This is a genomic window from Candidatus Stoquefichus massiliensis AP9 (assembly GCF_000455285.1).
Lineage (GTDB): Bacteria > Bacillota_I > Bacilli_A > Erysipelotrichales > Coprobacillaceae > Stoquefichus > Stoquefichus massiliensis.
The window spans coordinates 5,195-22,177 of record NZ_HG005293.1; the positions used below are offsets into that span (position 1 = coordinate 5,195).

16 protein-coding genes and 9 tRNA genes are annotated in these 16,983 nt (G+C 31.7%); 14 read left to right on the top strand and 11 right to left on the bottom strand.

The window, feature by feature from the left end; genetic code table 11:
* Positions 1-17: 17 nt before the first annotated feature.
* Positions 18-1,625 (bottom strand): CTP synthase, encoded by a 1,608-nt coding sequence (locus BN350_RS14765; protein ID WP_028044298.1) that lies wholly within the window; start codon positions 1,623-1,625, stop codon positions 18-20.
* 200 nt (positions 1,626-1,825) lie between these two features.
* Here BN350_RS14765 and BN350_RS14770 point away from each other — a divergent pair, with 200 nt between their 5' ends.
* Positions 1,826-2,521 (top strand): response regulator transcription factor, encoded by a 696-nt coding sequence (locus BN350_RS14770; protein ID WP_028044299.1) that lies wholly within the window; start codon positions 1,826-1,828, stop codon positions 2,519-2,521.
* Positions 2,522-2,544: 23 nt separating this feature from the next.
* Entirely contained in the window at positions 2,545-3,642 is a 1,098-nt protein-coding gene (locus tag BN350_RS14775; protein ID WP_231385298.1) for a sensor histidine kinase, read from the top strand.
* Between the two features lie 172 nt (positions 3,643-3,814).
* Here the strand turns inward: BN350_RS14775 and BN350_RS19420 are convergent, their stop codons facing one another.
* From BN350_RS19420 to BN350_RS14790, 3 genes are all read right to left on the bottom strand, one after another.
* Positions 3,815-4,312 (bottom strand): 4Fe-4S binding protein, encoded by a 498-nt coding sequence (locus tag BN350_RS19420; protein ID WP_044600373.1) that lies wholly within the window; start codon positions 4,310-4,312, stop codon positions 3,815-3,817.
* Positions 4,309-4,947 (bottom strand): rubredoxin-like domain-containing protein, encoded by a 639-nt coding sequence (locus BN350_RS14785; RefSeq protein WP_028044301.1) that lies wholly within the window; start codon positions 4,945-4,947, stop codon positions 4,309-4,311. The genes BN350_RS19420 and BN350_RS14785 overlap by 4 nt, the downstream gene beginning before the upstream one ends.
* Positions 4,948-5,008: 61 nt before the next feature.
* Positions 5,009-5,644 (bottom strand): flavin reductase, encoded by a 636-nt coding sequence (locus tag BN350_RS14790; RefSeq protein WP_028044302.1) that lies wholly within the window; start codon positions 5,642-5,644, stop codon positions 5,009-5,011.
* 163 nt (positions 5,645-5,807) lie between these two features.
* Between BN350_RS14790 and BN350_RS14795 the strand changes: the two genes are divergently transcribed.
* The 10 genes from BN350_RS14795 (at position 5,808) to BN350_RS14840 (ending at position 8,032) form a co-directional block, all read left to right on the top strand.
* On the top strand, positions 5,808-7,088 hold the full coding sequence (locus tag BN350_RS14795) for an aspartate aminotransferase type Ic (RefSeq protein WP_028044303.1): 1,281 nt from the start codon (positions 5,808-5,810) through the stop codon (positions 7,086-7,088).
* A 184-nt stretch (positions 7,089-7,272) separates the two neighbouring features.
* Positions 7,273-7,348, top strand: a tRNA-Gln gene (locus BN350_RS14800).
* A 5-nt stretch (positions 7,349-7,353) separates the two neighbouring features.
* Positions 7,354-7,429 (top strand) — tRNA-Val (locus tag BN350_RS14805).
* A 3-nt stretch (positions 7,430-7,432) separates the two neighbouring features.
* Positions 7,433-7,508 (top strand) — tRNA-Thr (locus BN350_RS14810).
* Between the two features lie 8 nt (positions 7,509-7,516).
* Positions 7,517-7,600: transfer RNA gene (locus tag BN350_RS14815), tRNA-Tyr, on the top strand.
* Positions 7,601-7,606: 6 nt separating this feature from the next.
* Positions 7,607-7,682: transfer RNA gene (locus tag BN350_RS14820), tRNA-Lys, on the top strand.
* Between the two features lie 14 nt (positions 7,683-7,696).
* Positions 7,697-7,785 (top strand) — tRNA-Leu (locus BN350_RS14825).
* A 7-nt stretch (positions 7,786-7,792) separates the two neighbouring features.
* Positions 7,793-7,866 (top strand) — tRNA-Gly (locus BN350_RS14830).
* A 7-nt stretch (positions 7,867-7,873) separates the two neighbouring features.
* Positions 7,874-7,949: transfer RNA gene (locus BN350_RS14835), tRNA-Asn, on the top strand.
* Positions 7,950-7,956: 7 nt separating this feature from the next.
* Positions 7,957-8,032: transfer RNA gene (locus BN350_RS14840), tRNA-Glu, on the top strand.
* 70 nt (positions 8,033-8,102) lie between these two features.
* On the opposite strand, the gene BN350_RS14845 is transcribed toward BN350_RS14840, so the two are convergent.
* From BN350_RS14845 to BN350_RS14875, 7 genes are all read right to left on the bottom strand, one after another.
* A complete protein-coding gene (locus tag BN350_RS14845) occupies positions 8,103-9,104 on the bottom strand; it encodes a Gfo/Idh/MocA family protein (RefSeq protein WP_028044304.1) in 1,002 nt (333 codons plus the stop codon).
* A gap of 74 nt (positions 9,105-9,178) precedes the next feature.
* Complete coding sequence (locus BN350_RS14850) at positions 9,179-10,081, bottom strand: AraC family transcriptional regulator (protein ID WP_028044305.1); 903 nt, start codon at positions 10,079-10,081, stop codon at positions 9,179-9,181.
* A gap of 34 nt (positions 10,082-10,115) precedes the next feature.
* Complete coding sequence (locus BN350_RS14855; protein ID WP_028044306.1) at positions 10,116-12,113, bottom strand: penicillin-binding transpeptidase domain-containing protein; 1,998 nt, start codon at positions 12,111-12,113, stop codon at positions 10,116-10,118.
* Between the two features lie 118 nt (positions 12,114-12,231).
* On the bottom strand, positions 12,232-12,648 hold the full coding sequence (locus tag BN350_RS14860; protein WP_028044307.1) for a hypothetical protein: 417 nt from the start codon (positions 12,646-12,648) through the stop codon (positions 12,232-12,234).
* Between the two features lie 53 nt (positions 12,649-12,701).
* Complete coding sequence (locus BN350_RS14865; RefSeq protein ID WP_028044308.1) at positions 12,702-13,106, bottom strand: hypothetical protein; 405 nt, start codon at positions 13,104-13,106, stop codon at positions 12,702-12,704.
* 56 nt (positions 13,107-13,162) lie between these two features.
* Positions 13,163-13,858: a tRNA threonylcarbamoyladenosine dehydratase gene (locus tag BN350_RS14870; RefSeq protein WP_028044309.1), complete on the bottom strand. Its 696-nt coding sequence runs from the start codon at positions 13,856-13,858 to the stop codon at positions 13,163-13,165.
* A gap of 1 nt (position 13,859) precedes the next feature.
* Complete coding sequence (locus BN350_RS14875; RefSeq protein ID WP_028044310.1) at positions 13,860-14,699, bottom strand: tRNA 2-thiocytidine biosynthesis TtcA family protein; 840 nt, start codon at positions 14,697-14,699, stop codon at positions 13,860-13,862.
* A gap of 92 nt (positions 14,700-14,791) precedes the next feature.
* Between BN350_RS14875 and BN350_RS14880 the strand changes: the two genes are divergently transcribed.
* Positions 14,792-15,760 carry a Gfo/Idh/MocA family protein gene (locus BN350_RS14880; protein WP_028044311.1) on the top strand — a complete coding sequence of 323 codons (969 nt, stop codon included), beginning with the start codon at positions 14,792-14,794 and terminating at the stop codon, positions 15,758-15,760.
* A gap of 463 nt (positions 15,761-16,223) precedes the next feature.
* Positions 16,224-16,970 (top strand): CAP domain-containing protein, encoded by a 747-nt coding sequence (locus BN350_RS14890; RefSeq protein WP_028044313.1) that lies wholly within the window; start codon positions 16,224-16,226, stop codon positions 16,968-16,970.
* The last annotated feature ends 13 nt before the right edge of the window (positions 16,971-16,983 follow it).

Sequence of the window (16,983 nt, forward strand, 5' to 3'; positions counted from 1 at the left end):
TAAAAAAAGAAGAAAATTTATTCCTTCTTAGATTTATTTTGGCTTGCAGCTGTTATAAAACCTTGAAACAATGGTTCACTACGATTAGGACGTGAACTAAATTCAGGATGAAACTGACACGCTACAAAATATGGGTGATCTTTTAATTCAATAATTTCAACGAGGTTTCTTTCTGGATTAATACCTGATACAACAAATCCATGTTGTTCTAAAATATCTTTATATTTATTATTAAATTCATAACGATGCCTGTGTCTTTGTTGAATAAGTGTTTTACCATAGAGTGCATAAGCTTTCGTTTGAGGAATTAACTGACAATCATAATTTCCTAGTCTTTGTGTTCCTCCCATATCATCTAATGACTGATCACTCATCAAATGAATCAAAGGTGTTTGACATAATTCATTAAATTCAATAGAATTAACATCTTCTAAATGACATACATTTCTTGCAAATTCTATGGATGCAAGTTGCATTCCTAAACATATTCCTAAAAAAGGAACTCGTTTTTCTCTAGCATATTGAATAGCTATAACCATACCCTCTATGCCACGTTCTCCAAAACCGCCAGGTACCAATATTCCATCTGCTTCCGACAATTTATCTTCAACATTATTTTGATGAATATCTTCTGCATTAACCCATTCAATATGCACTCTACTATTTTCATAATATCCAGCATGTCTTAAAGCTTCATTAACAGATAAATAAGCATCTGGTAATTGAACATATTTACCAACCATTTTGATTGTTATATCTTTATGAAGTCCTTTAACTCTTTGAATCAGACCTTTCCATTCTTCCATATCTGCAATAGGGGCTTCTATTCTCAAATGTTCTAAAACTAAATCATCCATATGTTGTTCCAATAACATCATTGGTAACTCATACAAAACATCAACATCATAATTAGAAATAACTGCCTGCGTAGGAACATTACAAAATAATGATATTTTCTCTTTTAATTCCTGATCTATATATTTTTCACTACGACAAACAATAATATCTGGCTGAATACCATAGCCTCTTAATTCTTTAACACTATGCTGAGTAGGTTTTGTTTTCACTTCATGACTTGCACCTATGTAAGGCAATAAAGTTGTATGAATATATAATGTATTTTCATAACCTAAATCTAAACGAATTTGACGTATTGCTTCAATAAAAGGCAAGCTCTCAATATCTCCTACCGTTCCACCAATTTCAGTAATCACAATATCTGCCTGACTGCTTTTTGCAGCTGCATATATTCTTGCTTTAATTTCATTTGTAATATGAGGAACAACTTGAACAGTCGCACCCAAATAGTCACCACGACGTTCCTTCGCTATGACATGACTATATATTTTTCCAGTTGTAATTGATGAATCTTTATTTAATTCTTCATCAATAAATCTTTCATAGTGTCCTAAATCCAAATCAGTTTCTGCCCCATCAGCTGTTACAAAAACTTCACCATGTTGAAATGGTGACATCGTCCCTGGATCCACATTAATATAAGGATCTAATTTTTGCATAAATACTTTTAATCCTCTTTGTTTCAATATTCTTCCCAAAGATGCAGCCGTCAACCCTTTTCCAAGACCAGATACAACTCCACCAGTTACAAATATAAATTTTGCCATTTTACAAACTCCTTTCTTAACTAAAAAATGCACTTCAACGGAAAGCCGTGAGTGCCCTTTTTCATTCTAACAAAAAATAATTATCAATGCAATTATTTTTTTACACACATTTTATTTTCCCCAATTTTCATAAACAATATACATTTTATTGTTGTTGTTTTGTTATTTTTCCTTATAATAAGAATGAAGGAGGATGAACAATGAATATACCTCATATCCTCGTCGTTGATGACGAAAAAGAAATCACTGATTTAATAGAAATTTATTTAACTCAAGAAGGTTATCAAGTTGAAAAAAGATACAATGCATTAACACTTCTTGATGATATTCAAAATCATCATATTGATCTTGTTATTTTGGATGTGATGATGCCTGAAATAGATGGTATCCAAGCATTAAAAATGATTCGAGAAAAATATAATATTCCTGTTATTATTGTTTCTGCAAAGACTGCCGATTCAGATAAAATCAATGGATTAACAACAGGAGCCGATGATTATATTAGCAAACCCTTCAATGCTATGGAATTAGTTGCAAGAGTTAAAACACAAATTCGTAGAGCACAAGTTTACAATAAACCTGTCCATGATTCTTCATATATTATTGAAGCTACCGATCTCATCATTGATACTCAAAAGAAATTAGTGACTTTAGATGGTGTTCCACTTGCCCTTACAAGGATTGAATATAATATTCTTGTATTATTGGCTAGCGCACCAGGAACTGTATTCTCAATAGAAGATATCTTTGAAAAGATATGGCATGAAAAATCAACGAATTCTAATAATACAATTATGGTCCATATTAGAAAATTAAGAGAAAAAATAGAAAGACAGCCTAGAAATCCTAGACATATTAAAACTGTTTGGGGTATAGGCTATAAATTTGATTTATGATGAATAAATTGAGAAGATTGTTTATGAGCAGTTTTCGTTGGAGACTGCTCATAAACCTCATTATTTCTTATATTATGACTTTTTTGGTTTATAGTGCGATGGTTATTATTTTAGAAAGCTTTGATATTTTTGGTATGTCTATTGAGATAAAATATTTCATTTCTTTCATTATTTCTTTATTTATATTTTTAATTATCTTTTTTGATTTAATGAATATTACACTTAAATATCTAAAAGTATTAAGTCATACAATCCAAGAAGTAACAGCTGGTGATTATCATGTCGAAGCTCCTATTGAGTATGATGATGAATTAGGCTTATTAGCAGCAAATATCAATGCCTTAGCAAAGACACTTAATGACAAAGAAAAAGAAAGCGAAATATTAAAAGAAAATGAAAGACTTGCTTTTGATGCTGAAAGAAATGCTGAAAAACAAAAGAATGATTTAATTACAAATGTTGCTCATGATTTAAGAACACCTTTAACAACAATTGTAGGGTACTTAGAATTAATAAAAAATAATAGTCAATTATCTAAAGAAGATATTCAAAAGTATTCTACTGTTGCTTATGAGAAATCAAAAAGATTACAATCAATGATGGACGATTTATTTGAATTTACAAGTTTAGATCAAGCTAATGTAAAAATTCATATGACGACATTAAATATATCTGAATTATTATTACAGATGATAGATGAATTTTATCCTACTTTTCAAGAACATCAGTTAACTCCAGTTGTAAAGATTAGTCAGCCCAATCTCTATATCAAAGGAGATGGACAATTAATTGCAAGAGTATTTGATAATCTTTTGTCTAATGCTATTAAATATGGTGAAGATAATCATGAAATTAAGATAGAAGTCTTGAATGATCATGAGAATATTACAATTAAGATTATGAACTATGGCAATCCTATTGCCCAAGAAGATTTACCTTATATTTTTGATAAGTTTTATCGTACTGATTCTTCTCGTTCTTCTGCAACTGGTGGAACTGGACTAGGTCTAGCTATTGCTAAAAATATTGTTCACATTCATAATGGTCAAATTTTTGCAACAAGTCATAAGGAAAAAACAACATTTGTCGTTGTTCTAAAAAGAATACATATACAAGAATAAACTAAATTCTAAATGATATTATACTTTTATTCTCATGATGATAATCATCATGAGTTTTTTAGATATTTATATAAAAGACTGCGATTTATAACACGAAACATAAAGAGGATAAAGCAGAAATACATAATTTGCTTTATCCTCAAGAATGATATACTTAACAAATTATTACTTTTTAATCATTCACTGGTAATAACTTCACTAATTCTTTTGCCATCTTTTTTATATTTTCATCATCCACAGTCTCTATAATCATCTGCAATAAAGTATGTGTATTTTGACTTTGAGGCAACATATATCCAGCTTCTCTTGCTAGATCTTCTGCCATAACACGATTTGATGTTTCAATGGCTTGTGCTAATTGCATGATGATTGGATCTTGCTGATGTTGTTTGAGATAGCGCATAGCTGATTCTTGTTTTGACTTACTGCTTATTAAGCGATGTAAATCATCAATCATAGCTGGTTCTTTAACTTGTTGAGCAGGATATTCATATGGAACTAATGACAATGCATGTGATGGACAAGATTGTACACACATGCCACACCCAATACATTTTGTTGCGTCAATCTGACCATTTTCTGTATCACTAGCACCTGTCGGACATACATATAAACATAAACAGTCTTTTGTGCATAATCTAATATTTCTAATTGCTCTCATTTTTTTCATAATACATACCCTCTTTTCACTTCATGTATTTTTAGACTTGGAACTTTACACACAGGGCAGATTTCTGGAACATGAGCACCAATATAGATGAAACCACATATTTCACAGACAAAAACTTTTGTATCTTTTGTAAGATTTTCTTTTTCTTGCTGATATCTTTCTATAAGAGAAGCTATCATATTGGTTGATTTTTCACTCCATACTATTGCTCTTTTGGCACCACGATCTTTCATTTGATCTGCCATTTCATGAGCCAATGGATAATGATGACTTAAGTCTTTGTCAACATCAGATTGAATATCTGATAGCGCTTGAGTTGGCAAATCTTCTTCTAAGTTTTGATAATATTCAGATAGTTTTAAGAAAAGGTCTTGTTCATGTTCGAGATATTGTTTTTCACAACCCTTAGCCAAATTTGATAATATGATACTGATTTCTTTTGTTGTCCAATTTTTGTTGACTTCTTCTCTTTTGAGAACATCTTTCTGTTGCGACTTCTCTTTCTTAAAAGCACTTTTCGGTGCTTTACACAATGGACAAACCCAATCACTGGAGAGTTCATCCCATAAGACTAATGGATTCACTTGATCTTCATCATAAACAAATCCACACACTTGACATACATATTTTGCCATATATTTTCCTCCTTATGGACGGTTATGTAATCGCTTACTTTTTATTGCAAAAATGAAGAACCTATGAAAGGTTCTCTATTTTGTGAAAATGACTAGCATCTACTTTACATATAGGACAAATATATCCTTCAGGTAAAGTTTCACCTTCATAAATAAAACCACAAACATCACAGCGCCATCCCGTCTTATCTTTTACTTCAACATAAGATGGTGCACTTTTTGGTGTTGTTCCATTCTTTTTTTCATGATAAGCTGCATAAGTCAAAACAGTTCCTTCTTCAAGAACTTTAGTATCCTGCACTTCACAAATAAACATAAGATGTGTTCCAACATCTACAGTTTTGTTCACTTTACAAACAAACATAGCAGCACTTTCCTGTGTTAAATATTTCACACCATTTTGATCTTCTTCATAATCAATACCTTCAAACTTATTAACATCTTTTCCACATTGAAATCCAAATTGACGAATTGTATCCATTGAAACTTTTTCAAGTAACACACTGACATTTAAAACACCACTCTTTTGAATTAACTGCGTTGTATAATTTTCCTTATTTAATGTTACACAAACCTGTGATGGTTCTGATGTCACTTGTGTCATAGTATTAATAACACAACCGCTTTCATGATTATGATCTTTTGATGTTACAATATATAATCCATATGATAATTTAAAAAACGCCTTTGTATCCATAACAATATCCTCCTATTGATAGTATAGCACAAATTCCTAAATATAAATAGTAATTATTACTATTTAGTGATATTTTTACAATTTTATTGATTAGAGATTGCAATTTATAGTATGAAAGAGTAAAATATCTTCAATTAATAACAAAACAAGAGAGGGATATAGCATGAAAGCATATCAAGATATGAATCGTGAAGAATTAATGTCTTTACATACTGATTTATCAAAGCAATACAACAATATAAAATCATTAGGTTTAAATTTAAACATGGCTAGGGGAAAGCCAGATTTTGCACAAACAGAATTATCTTTAGCTATCTTAGATATTGTCAATAGTCATTATGATTTTGGAGAGAAAATGGAATATTGTAATTATGGGATTTTAGATGGTATTCCAGAAGCAAAAGAATTTTTTGCAGAAATTCTTGAAACAACACCAGAGCATATGATTATTTATGGTAATTCTAGTTTAACAATTATGTTTGATCAAATTAGCCGTGGCTATACACATGGTTATTTAGGAAATACGCCTTGGTGTCAACTTGAAAAAGTTAAATTCTTGTGTCCTGTTCCAGGATATGACCGCCATTTTGCGATTACAGAGCACTTTGGAATTGAAATGATTAATATCCCTCTTTATGAAGATGGTCCAGATATGGATATGATTGAAAAACTTGTAAATAATGATGAATGCATTAAAGGTATCTGGTGTGTGCCTCAATATTCTAATCCTAGTGGTATTATATATTCCGATGAAGTTGTGAAAAGATTTTCACAATTACAGCCAGCCGCAAAAGATTTTAGATTATTTTGGGATAATGCATATATTGTTCATCATTTATATGATGAACATAAACAAGTTCTCAATATTTTAAGTGAGTGTGAAAAAAATGATAATGCTGATATTGTTTTCGAGTTCTGTTCAACTTCAAAAATCACATTACCAGGAGCTGGAGTTGCTGCTTTGGCAACATCACTTGCTAATAAGAAAGATATCTTATCTCACATGTCTATTCAATGTATTGGACATGATAAGTTAAATCAATTAAGACACATTGAATATTTTAATAAAGTTGAAAATCTTGATATTCATATGCAAAAACAAGCTGCTTTACTTAGACCTAAATTTGAAGCTGTACTCGATATTTTTAATAAAGAATTAAATGGTCTTGGTATTGGTCAGTGGACAAAACCTTTAGGTGGATATTTTATTACTTTTGAGTCATTGCATAATTGTGCTAAAGATATTATTGAAAAATGTAAAGAAGCAGGAACAATCTTAACAAGTGCTGGAGCACCTTTCCCTTATGGTAAAGATCCATTAGATTCAACTATTCGTATTGCCCCTTCTTACCCAACACTAGAGGAACTTAAACAAGCAACTGAATTATTTACATTATGTGTAAAACTTGTAAGTGTTGAAAAATTATTAAGTCAAATGAATTAAAAGAGCCACGTGGCTCTTTTTTTGTGAATAAAACATATTTTTGAGGTATACTATAATACAAAGAACGTATATAATAAATAAGTACTTAGATAAGAGTTTTTGATATAGAAAAAAAATTTAGTTTTTTTATTAAAAAATATTGACTAATATCTAAAAACTTGTTATATTATATGAGCATGATTATTGGGATATAGCCAAGCGGTAAGGCAACAGACTTTGACTCTGTCATCTCCCTGGTTCGAATCCAGGTATCCCAGCCATGTATGGAGGTTTAGCTCAGTTGGGAGAGCATCTGCCTTACAAGCAGAGGGTCAGCGGTTCGAGCCCGTTAACCTCCACCATTTGCCGGCTTAGCTCAACTGGTAGAGCAACTGACTTGTAATCAGTAGGTTGAGGGTTCAAGTCCTTTAGCCGGCACCATGTTTCTTGGGGAGGTAGCGAAGTGGCTAAACGCGGCTGACTGTAACTCAGTTCCTTTCGGTTCGGTGGTTCGAATCCGCCCCTCCCCACCATTTCAAGACCCGCTAGCTCAGTCGGTAGAGCATCTGACTTTTAATCAGAGGGTCAGGCGTTCGAGTCGCCTGCGGGTCACCATTTTAATCGCATATGCCCAGGTGGCGAAATTGGTAGACGCACAGGACTTAAAATCCTGCGGACCTTAAAATCCGTGCCGGTTCGACTCCGGCCCTGGGCACCAATCTTATGCGGGTGTAGTTCAATGGTAGAACTTCAGCCTTCCAAGCTGACTACGTGGGTTCGATTCCCATCACCCGCTCCATTGATTCGCTTGAATAGCTCAGTTGGTAGAGCAATCGGCTGTTAACCGATCGGTCGTAGGTTCGAGTCCTACTTCAAGCGCCATTTTTATGGCCTGTTGGAGAAACGGTTAACTCACATGCCTTTCACGCATGCATTCACGGGTTCGAATCCCGTACAGGTCACCAATTGACATTAACTAACACATATGTGTTAGTTTTTTTGACTTAAAAAACTACTGTGTAAGTAGTTTTTTCTTCATATATTATGATATTTAACTTTTACCCAATTTCCAGTATCTTTAGATTCATCAATCGCTAAACCAATCGCACTTAACTGTGCAACTCGATACGCATTCCCTAAACTTGGTTCTTGCCCAATAACATTATCCAAAAAAACTGATACTGTCTCTCTAACTGCTGGGTAATCAGCATATGGTTCTAATGGTAAACATGATTCAACAAAGTCTTCGTGATTCGCTTTTGTGCCACTCACATAAGTCAACTCACCAGTGAAATAGTCAGCACGTATACATCCTTTTTCTCCTGTTAATTCAACAACAATAGATTCTTTACCTTTTCTTCCCACATCAGCTTTAAATATTCCCCATACACCATTATAATCATATATACCAATACCTTGCGCTTGCATACGCCCTGATTCACCATTTCCTTCCAATAAGAAAACACGTTCAGGAACAGTCCCAATGATTCGATTAAGGACATCAACATACCAACATGACATACGATCAATCAAACACAAATCAGCATCAGGATCCGCACCCCAATTGGCATGTAATGTTATTGTAACATCCTGCAATGCACCAATTATCCCCTTATCAATAAGTGATTTTATTCTTTGAAAAATAGGATGATATCCAAGTTCTAAATGTGCAAAAGAAAGACATTGTGCATTGATCAGTTGATCAATCATTATAGGCATTTGATGACGAACTAATGAAATCGGTGGTTCATAGAACACAGGCACCTTTTTCTGTAAACAAGCCAACAGAATTTCCTGATGAACTTTGTCTGGCACCGCCATCATAACAGCATCAATATCAGCATTATCTAAAAGACTTTGATAATCATGATAAATGATTACTGATTCACCTAACATATGCTGTGCTTTTTTCTTTGTCTCCTCAGATGAAGCCGTTATTGCGACAACTTCAGCACGACTATCATATTCCAACGCAGGTAAATAAGCACTTTTCACCCATTTACCAAATCCAATCATACCAATCTTTATTTTTTCCATAAAATTTCCTCCATCTTCATTTGTTAAATTTATTATAACAAAGAGATATTTGAAAACTATATACAATTCTGCCATCACATATGACTATTCTGCCATTTTTCTCGATATCCCACTGGTGTATATCCCATATATTGACGAAAGACCTTCCCAAAATAACTATGATTAACAAATCCACAGGCATAACTGATTGACATAATTGAATCATCGGTCGATATTAACAAGTCACATGCTTGATGTAATCTATAATCCAACAAATATTGCATAGGAGTCATATGTAAATCATCATGAAAAATTCTATAACACTCTCTTTCACTGATATACACAGAGGTCGCAATATCACGGACCGTTATTTTCTCAGCATAGTGATCATGTATATATGATAACATTCCTTTGATCATTGTATTTGTCTTATGATTATATATCTTTTTATCATTTTCTAAATGAACATCTTTAAATATATCAATCCAAATATGAGATAATATTTCTCTTAGCTTCAATTCATAACCATAATCCGTTTCAGAGATTTGAAATGATTTCTGTAATAATGAAAGAATATTCTGATGAGAAGGATTTTTTGGATAAAAACCTAACATCTCAAGATAAGGATTATGAATGATGGGTAGAATGTATTTTTGACTTATGACATTTCCCATTTGACCACTTATGAAAACCGGATTAAATAAATGCAAGAGTGCGGTCGTTGCAGGTGCATGACCAGACACTCTTGCCATATGCAATACATTTGCATTGATAATCCCTGCTGATCCTGCAGGGAAAATCATTTTAAGATCGGGCGTATGATATTCAAACGTTCCTTGTTCAACATAAAATAATTCTATTTCTTTATGAAAATACCATGGACATATATATTTATCTAATTGTACATAAGAAGAGATATGTGGAAAATCTTCTGAAAATCCAGGTATAAATTCTTCTTGACTATTCTTTTTTAATTGAACTTCTTGAATATTTTCCATGATTTTATACCAACTATCTATTTTCCAATAAACTCTATTTTAAATATGAATCAAATGGTTGTTTCATATGATCAACAACATATCCACTACCACCACGTCCTTTAACATCTTCTACCATTGTAGAAATAACAATTGGCTTTAATGAATCTGTTGTCATAACTGTAAACCAACCTATTTCAGTACCTGAATTATCATCTTGTGATGCTTTAATTTCTCCAGTTCCAGTTTTACCAGCTAAAGTTAATCCATTATGATAAAAACTATGTGCTGTTCCATTACTATCACCAATGACCCCTATAAGGTCATTTTTTATTTCATCGGCAGTTGCTTTAGAAAAAGCTTCTGACCATACTTTTGATTCCGTTGACTTTATAATATGTGGTGTCATCATTTTTCCATCATTAACAAACGCTCCATAAATACTTGCCATCTGCACTGGATTCATTAAGATTTGTCCTTGTCCATATCCACTATCAGCAACTTGAATATCATCTTTAAAATCGCCACTTGTATATTGTGATTTATTCAAAGATAACTCAAATGGAATATCCTCACCAATCTTCATATCCTTATATCCCTTAATAAGATTATCTTTACCTATAGATAATGCTGCCTTAGCAAAATAAACATTATCAGAATAAACTAATGCATTCTTCAAATTATTAGGATTTGGAGCATGTAATGTTGTTACAAAATAACTACCCCAACTTGAATCTTTTTGCCATTTCATAGCTGCTCCAAAATCTTTAGATGAATCTAATGATTTTGTATTTAATCCAATTGCACCCGTTAATGGTTTCATTGTTGATCCTGGAACCCAGCTTGATTTAAAACGATTAGATAATGGTTTATCTTTATCATTATTGAGACTATCCCATTTAGACGTACTCATTCCCAGAATAAAATCATTACTATCAAACGTTGGGGTACTCACTAGTGCTAGAACTTCCCCATTTTCTGGATTCATAGCAACCGAAGCACTCTTATCTTTTTCAAAAGATTTATATAAATTATTTTGTAATGTTATATCAATTGTTAAAGTTATATCTTTTCCATTTTCTTTTTCCTGATTAGCTAAAGTCTTGATACGTTCTCCCTCTGCATCAACTATATAAATCGCTACACCATCTTTACCTTTTAAGTCCTTCTCATATGCTGACTCAATACCACTACGCCCAATATATGAATTCTCATCATATCCTTCACCCTTGTGTTTCTCTAAATCTTCTGCGGTGACTTTTTGCATATATCCAATCATATGTGATGTCGCTTCACCATAGGGATAACTACGCACTGAAGTTGTTGTTAACTTCACCCCAGGTATTTTTAATAAAGCATTTTCTAAACTTGCATCACTTTTGGAAATTGTTTTCAATGGCACAAAAGAATCATCTTTAATCCATGATGCACTCATTGTTTTTTGGATACCTTCTTTCGTTAGACCTAATAATTCAGCTAATTTCGTATAATCATTTTCACCATTTAATTTACCTCGTACTAAACCAACAGAATAGGCATCTCCTTGTCCTGCCAGTACTTTTCCATTACGATCTAAAATTCTTCCTCTAGATGCATCATCTTCCACAATTCTCACTTTATAATCATTCTTTAAATCAGGAAATATATTAGAATCATCCCAATTGATTTTATCTCCAGAAAATGTCGTTTGATTCTCAAAATTTATCTCTCCAGCAATTGTATTCATTTTCACATTATATTTTAATGTTTGATCTTCCTTAGAATCTATAACTATTTCAATTTGACTTGCTTCAATACCATCATAGATATTTTGATTTCTTTTCACAAAATCCTCTTTAGAATACTTTGTTTGAGAATCTTCACTTAAATATGTATACATTTCTTCATATTTATGTTCAGATAAAAGTGAGTAATATTCTTTTAATGTTTTTTCCTTACTATCTCCTGTCAGTAAAAAAAACGCAATTATTGCCACAGTAACAATGACAACAATACCTCCTCCAATCATAATCAATTGTTTTGGATTACGACGGTTCGTATAGACATCATTCATATGATCTCCTCCTTTACGTTTTAAGTATATCACTTTTATCCTTAATATCAAATATCTCAAATATCATAATAGACACTTTCTACGTAACGTAGAGAAAGAAAAACGTACTTTCGTACGTTTAATTCCCTTCAGATTCAGGCGTGTTCATATTTGTCACTATTGCTAAAATTGTTAAAATATGAGCTAACTTGTTATCAGTTATTGCTCTAATTGTTTCTCTTAATTCAGTATCTCCCTGATTATAAGTCAATTTTCTTAACTCTAAATAAGAAGATAATTCCTGTTTTTGAATTTCATTAAGCAAATCTCTATAAGTGCCTTGAATATTGCCTTCTGGAATCATTGGATCAAACCCTGTTCCAAATTCCATTCTATAAAAATAATTTAAATAATTTGCATTTTGCTCTGCATTCTGTGCAAATGATAACAGCACCTGTCTTTCATCTTGTAAGGTAGCTCTTGCTGCTGCCTGACGATACAATTGAGCTAATAACTTCTCAGTATAAATATAAGATTGAAGTTGTTCTCTATTCATTCCATACACCTCTCTATATGTTATGAGAAAAAACCAGGTTTGTGCTTATTTTTTTATTTTTTAGGATCATCCATATCAATAACTATTGCCAATATAGCTAGAATATGTGTTAATTTATCATCCGCTATACTTCTCATAGTTTCTCTTAATAAAATATTCTCTTGAAAATACGTATGTCGACGATATCTTAAAAACGATTCTAAATCTAAGAATTGAATATTATTCAATATATCTCTATATGTCCCTTTAATATCAAATTCACAAATGACGGGGTTATATGTTTCATCAAATTCTTCATTATAAAAATAATTTAAATATTTTATGGCTTCATCACAACTTTGAGAGAACTGAAGCATCATTTCTTTTTCATCACTTATATCTGCCATAGTAGCTGCATGTTTATAAAGAAAACATAACCGTTTTTCAGTATCCATATACAATTGAAATAGTTCTTTCATTTCAAACACCTCAATATAGTTTATACAAATGATTATAAAACGTGAAAAAAGATTTACTATAAGAGTAAATCTTTTATGACTTCACTTGCTATTAAGAGTCCAGCACTTGATGGCACAAAGGCAGTGCTTCCTGGAACTGTACGTTTATTTGTTTGCTCATTAGAGGCTCTTGGTTTCATAGGAACTTCTTTAGAATAAACAACTTTTAAATGTTTGACTCTTCGTGCTTTTAATTCATGACGCATCACTTTAGCCAATGGACAAACAGACGTTTTATAAATATCAGTAACTTCTAACATTGAAGGATTCATCTTATTTCCAGTTCCCATTGAGCTTATGAGAGGAATGCTTAATTTTTCACATCTCACTGCTAATTCTATTTTCGCAGTTATTGTGTCTATTGCATCAATGACATAATCATACTGACTCAAATCTATTTCATCTGCTGTTTCAGGCAAATAAAACATTTCTAATGTATGAACATCACATCGAGGATTAATAGACATTATTCTTTCTTTCATGACATCAACTTTCTTTTGATCAATGGTTTGTTGTGTTGCTATAATTTGTCGATTTAAGTTAGTTAATGAAACAACATCATTATCCACTATTGCTATATGTTCTATTCCACTTCTTACCAATGCTTCTATGACATATCCACCAACTCCACCAACTCCAAAAACAATAATATGTTTATTTTGTAATTGATTTAATTTTTCTTCACCAATCAATAATTCAAATCTTGAAAACATATTAATCTTCTCCTTTATCATACGTATCTAAGAAATGATGTCTTCCTTGATCATCACTATATGCAATAATTGTTGCCAAATTCACATTTTCCACACTCTTAAATACATTTTTCTTAACATTAGGATTCATTGTTTCTAAATATTTTAATAAATTTTTCATTTCTTCTCTTTTTGATGTGTGATGTACTTCTCCCAGTTCTTCCATTTCTTCAGTAAAACGACAAGCACACTGAATAAAACTTAAATCATTATATTGACACCAATGAATAATATCTTTTTCTTCAATTAAATACATTGGTCTAATCAGTTCCATTCCTTCAAAATTAGTACTATGTAGTTTTGGCATCATTGTCTGTACTTGTGAACCATAAAACATTCCCATTAAAATTGTTTCAATCACATCATCAAAATGATGTCCTAATGCTATTTTATTACATCCGAGTTCTTTGGCTTTCGCATAAAGAAATCCTCTTCTCATTCTTGCACATAAATAACAAGGAGATTTTTCTATATTTGTGACAACCTGAAAAATATCTGATTCAAAAAATTGGACAGGAATATTAAGGATTTTCGCATTTTCTTCTATCTTTTGACGATTTTTCTCATTATATCCTGGATCCATAGATAGAAAAACCAATCCAAAGTCAAACTTACCATGACGTTTTAATTCCTGTAAAAGTTTAGCCATTAACATAGAATCCTTACCCCCAGAAATACATACAGCTATTTTATCTCCAGGTTGAATTAAATCATATGTTTGTACTCCTTTGACAAATTTACGCCAAATCTGTTTTCGATATTTTTTGATAATACTTTGTTCTATTGCTTTTGTTCTATCCATAATTATACTCCTTTGCCTGATACATTTTATCATTAACTTCTATTTCAAAGCAATTCTTTTTGTAATATAATAAAGAATATGGAGGAAATGTTATGAAAAAATATAATTGGGGTATTATTGGAACAGGAAATATTGCATGCTCATTTGCAGAGTCTTTATCAAGAGTAAATGGTGAAATCTATGGCGCATATAATCGACATTTAGAAAAAGCGCAAGTATTTGCTGAAAAATATCGGGTAATGCATGTTTATGAAAATCTTGATAATTTATTAAATGATAAGAATATTGACATTATATATGTTTCTACACCACATAATGCACACTATGAAATGATCATTAAAGCTTTGAAAGCTCATAAACATGTTTTATGTGAAAAGGCTATAACAGTTAATGACCGACAACTTGAAGAAGCAGTTGCGATTGCAAAAGAAAATCAACTTATTCTCATGGAAGCTATGACAATCTATCATATGCCACTTTATAAACAATTAAGAGAAATTATTGATAGTGGAAAAATTGGTAAAGTCAAAATGATTCAAGTGAATTTTGGAAGTTGCAAGGAATATGATGTTCACAATCGTTTCTTTTCTAAAGAATTAGCTGGTGGTGCTTTATTAGACATTGGTGTCTATGCAACAGCCTTTGCAAGATATTTCTTACAGTCATGTCCAAATACACTGATTACAACAAATCAGTATTTTGAAACTGGTGTTGATGAACAATCTGGTATTATTATGAAAAACCAGGATGGACAAATGGTTGTTATGGCATTAACAATGCGAGCAAAACAGCCTAAACGAGGGGTTGTTGCTGGTGAAGAAGGCTATATTGAAGTCAACGATTATCCTCGTGCATCACAAGCCACACTCACATATACAGTTGATGGTCATAAAGAAGAAATCAATGCTGGAGATACAACTCTAGGTTTAGATTATGAAATCATTGATATGCAAAAAGCGATTCATGATGGATATGATTCTTCATTACAATTAACAAGAGATGTTATGAAACTTTTAACTGAAGTAAGAACACAATGGGGTATGATTTATCCTTTTGAATAAAGACTTGAAAAAGTCTTTTTCTTTATATAGGCATATCATAATAATATGTCCAGTACTCATTTCAGTATAGAAAAAGGCATGATATTTCATTGCCTCCTTTGTCAATTTATTTAATATATCTTTGATTACCGATAATTTGTCATTGATCTCAGACATATAATAAACAACGAATGATAATGCAATCAGGATAGCTCCAGTCTCAAAAAATCCAATCACACAAAATATAATTCCTACTAATAATATCAAAGATGTCGCAAAAATTCCTGCCATTGTATCCTCCTTTTCAATTAAGTCTATTTATCATAAGTTTCTTCACTTAGTGTAATTGAATTATATAAATATAAAATACATACGTCAACAAGTTTAGTGAGTATAAAATCTTGAAAAGACTTTTTTCTTTAAGCAAACTATGTTATAATGCTATTAGCAAACCTTAATTCTTTTCTGATATGAAAGGAATCTTATGAAAAAATATTTTATCATTTTAACAATAGGTGCAATAACCCTATTATCACAAACAACGTCTGCTACTCATACAACAGAAAACGAGTCCTTCCCTTTACAGGAAGTAATACAGGATAATCGTTCTATTGAGCAGACAGAAAAAAAGGAGACTGATATAGTTAAACAAACAAAACAAATATCAACAAAAAAACAGGAGAAAAAACAAGAGAAAACTTCTTCATCTTCTAGCAATACAAAAAAGACATCAGAGATTAAAGAAACAACTGTTCAACCTCAACAAGAGGAATCTGTTATTCAAAAATCATCATCAATATTTAATGATAAACAAACCACACTGATTCAAACCACCTTTGTAAAACTTATTAATCAAACAAGACAAAATCCTGTTGTTATTTCTTCTCGTCTTTATTCAAGTGCATCTTTACGAGCCAAAGAAGCCAATCACAAATGGTCACATACAAGACCAAATGGGAGTCGTTGGAATACGACTTTAACTTCTATCATTAATATTAAAACGACTCCTCATGGAGAGAATCTTGCTAAAACAACAATCAACTATAAAAATGAATATACTGATGATGAAATTATTCATATCGTTACAACAATGCATCAACAACTGATTAATAGTTCAACTCATTATCAGGTTATGACAAATCAAAACTATAAAAAAGTTAATATTGGAATATATACACAAATAAAAGATAATCAAGTTATTGTGATAATTGCTCAACATTTTACTGCATAATATAAAAACATCA

What these genes read in the sequence shown, in the direction of transcription:
- BN350_RS14775 (WP_231385298.1), top strand. Translation starts at nt 2,545, where the DNA reads ATGAGCAGTTTTCGTTGGAGACTGCTCATAAACCTCATTATTTCTTAT.
- BN350_RS19420 (WP_044600373.1), bottom strand. Translation starts at nt 4,312, where the DNA reads ATGAAAAAAATGAGAGCAATTAGAAATATTAGATTATGCACAAAAGAC.
- BN350_RS14880 (WP_028044311.1), top strand. Translation starts at nt 14,792, where the DNA reads ATGAAAAAATATAATTGGGGTATTATTGGAACAGGAAATATTGCATGC.
- BN350_RS14850 (WP_028044305.1), bottom strand. Translation starts at nt 10,081, where the DNA reads ATGGAAAATATTCAAGAAGTTCAATTAAAAAAGAATAGTCAAGAAGAA.
- BN350_RS14845 (WP_028044304.1), bottom strand. Translation starts at nt 9,104, where the DNA reads ATGGAAAAAATAAAGATTGGTATGATTGGATTTGGTAAATGGGTGAAA.
- BN350_RS14860 (WP_028044307.1), bottom strand. Translation starts at nt 12,648, where the DNA reads ATGAATAGAGAACAACTTCAATCTTATATTTATACTGAGAAGTTATTA.
- BN350_RS14875 (WP_028044310.1), bottom strand. Translation starts at nt 14,699, where the DNA reads ATGGATAGAACAAAAGCAATAGAACAAAGTATTATCAAAAAATATCGA.
- BN350_RS14870 (WP_028044309.1), bottom strand. Translation starts at nt 13,858, where the DNA reads ATGTTTTCAAGATTTGAATTATTGATTGGTGAAGAAAAATTAAATCAA.
- BN350_RS14890 (WP_028044313.1), top strand. Translation starts at nt 16,224, where the DNA reads ATGAAAAAATATTTTATCATTTTAACAATAGGTGCAATAACCCTATTA.
- BN350_RS14765 (WP_028044298.1), bottom strand. Translation starts at nt 1,625, where the DNA reads ATGGCAAAATTTATATTTGTAACTGGTGGAGTTGTATCTGGTCTTGGA.
- BN350_RS14855 (WP_028044306.1), bottom strand. Translation starts at nt 12,113, where the DNA reads ATGAATGATGTCTATACGAACCGTCGTAATCCAAAACAATTGATTATG.
- BN350_RS14770 (WP_028044299.1), top strand. Translation starts at nt 1,826, where the DNA reads ATGAATATACCTCATATCCTCGTCGTTGATGACGAAAAAGAAATCACT.
- BN350_RS14785 (WP_028044301.1), bottom strand. Translation starts at nt 4,947, where the DNA reads ATGGCAAAATATGTATGTCAAGTGTGTGGATTTGTTTATGATGAAGAT.
- BN350_RS14795 (WP_028044303.1), top strand. Translation starts at nt 5,808, where the DNA reads ATGAAAGCATATCAAGATATGAATCGTGAAGAATTAATGTCTTTACAT.
- BN350_RS14790 (WP_028044302.1), bottom strand. Translation starts at nt 5,644, where the DNA reads ATGGATACAAAGGCGTTTTTTAAATTATCATATGGATTATATATTGTA.
- BN350_RS14865 (WP_028044308.1), bottom strand. Translation starts at nt 13,106, where the DNA reads ATGAAAGAACTATTTCAATTGTATATGGATACTGAAAAACGGTTATGT.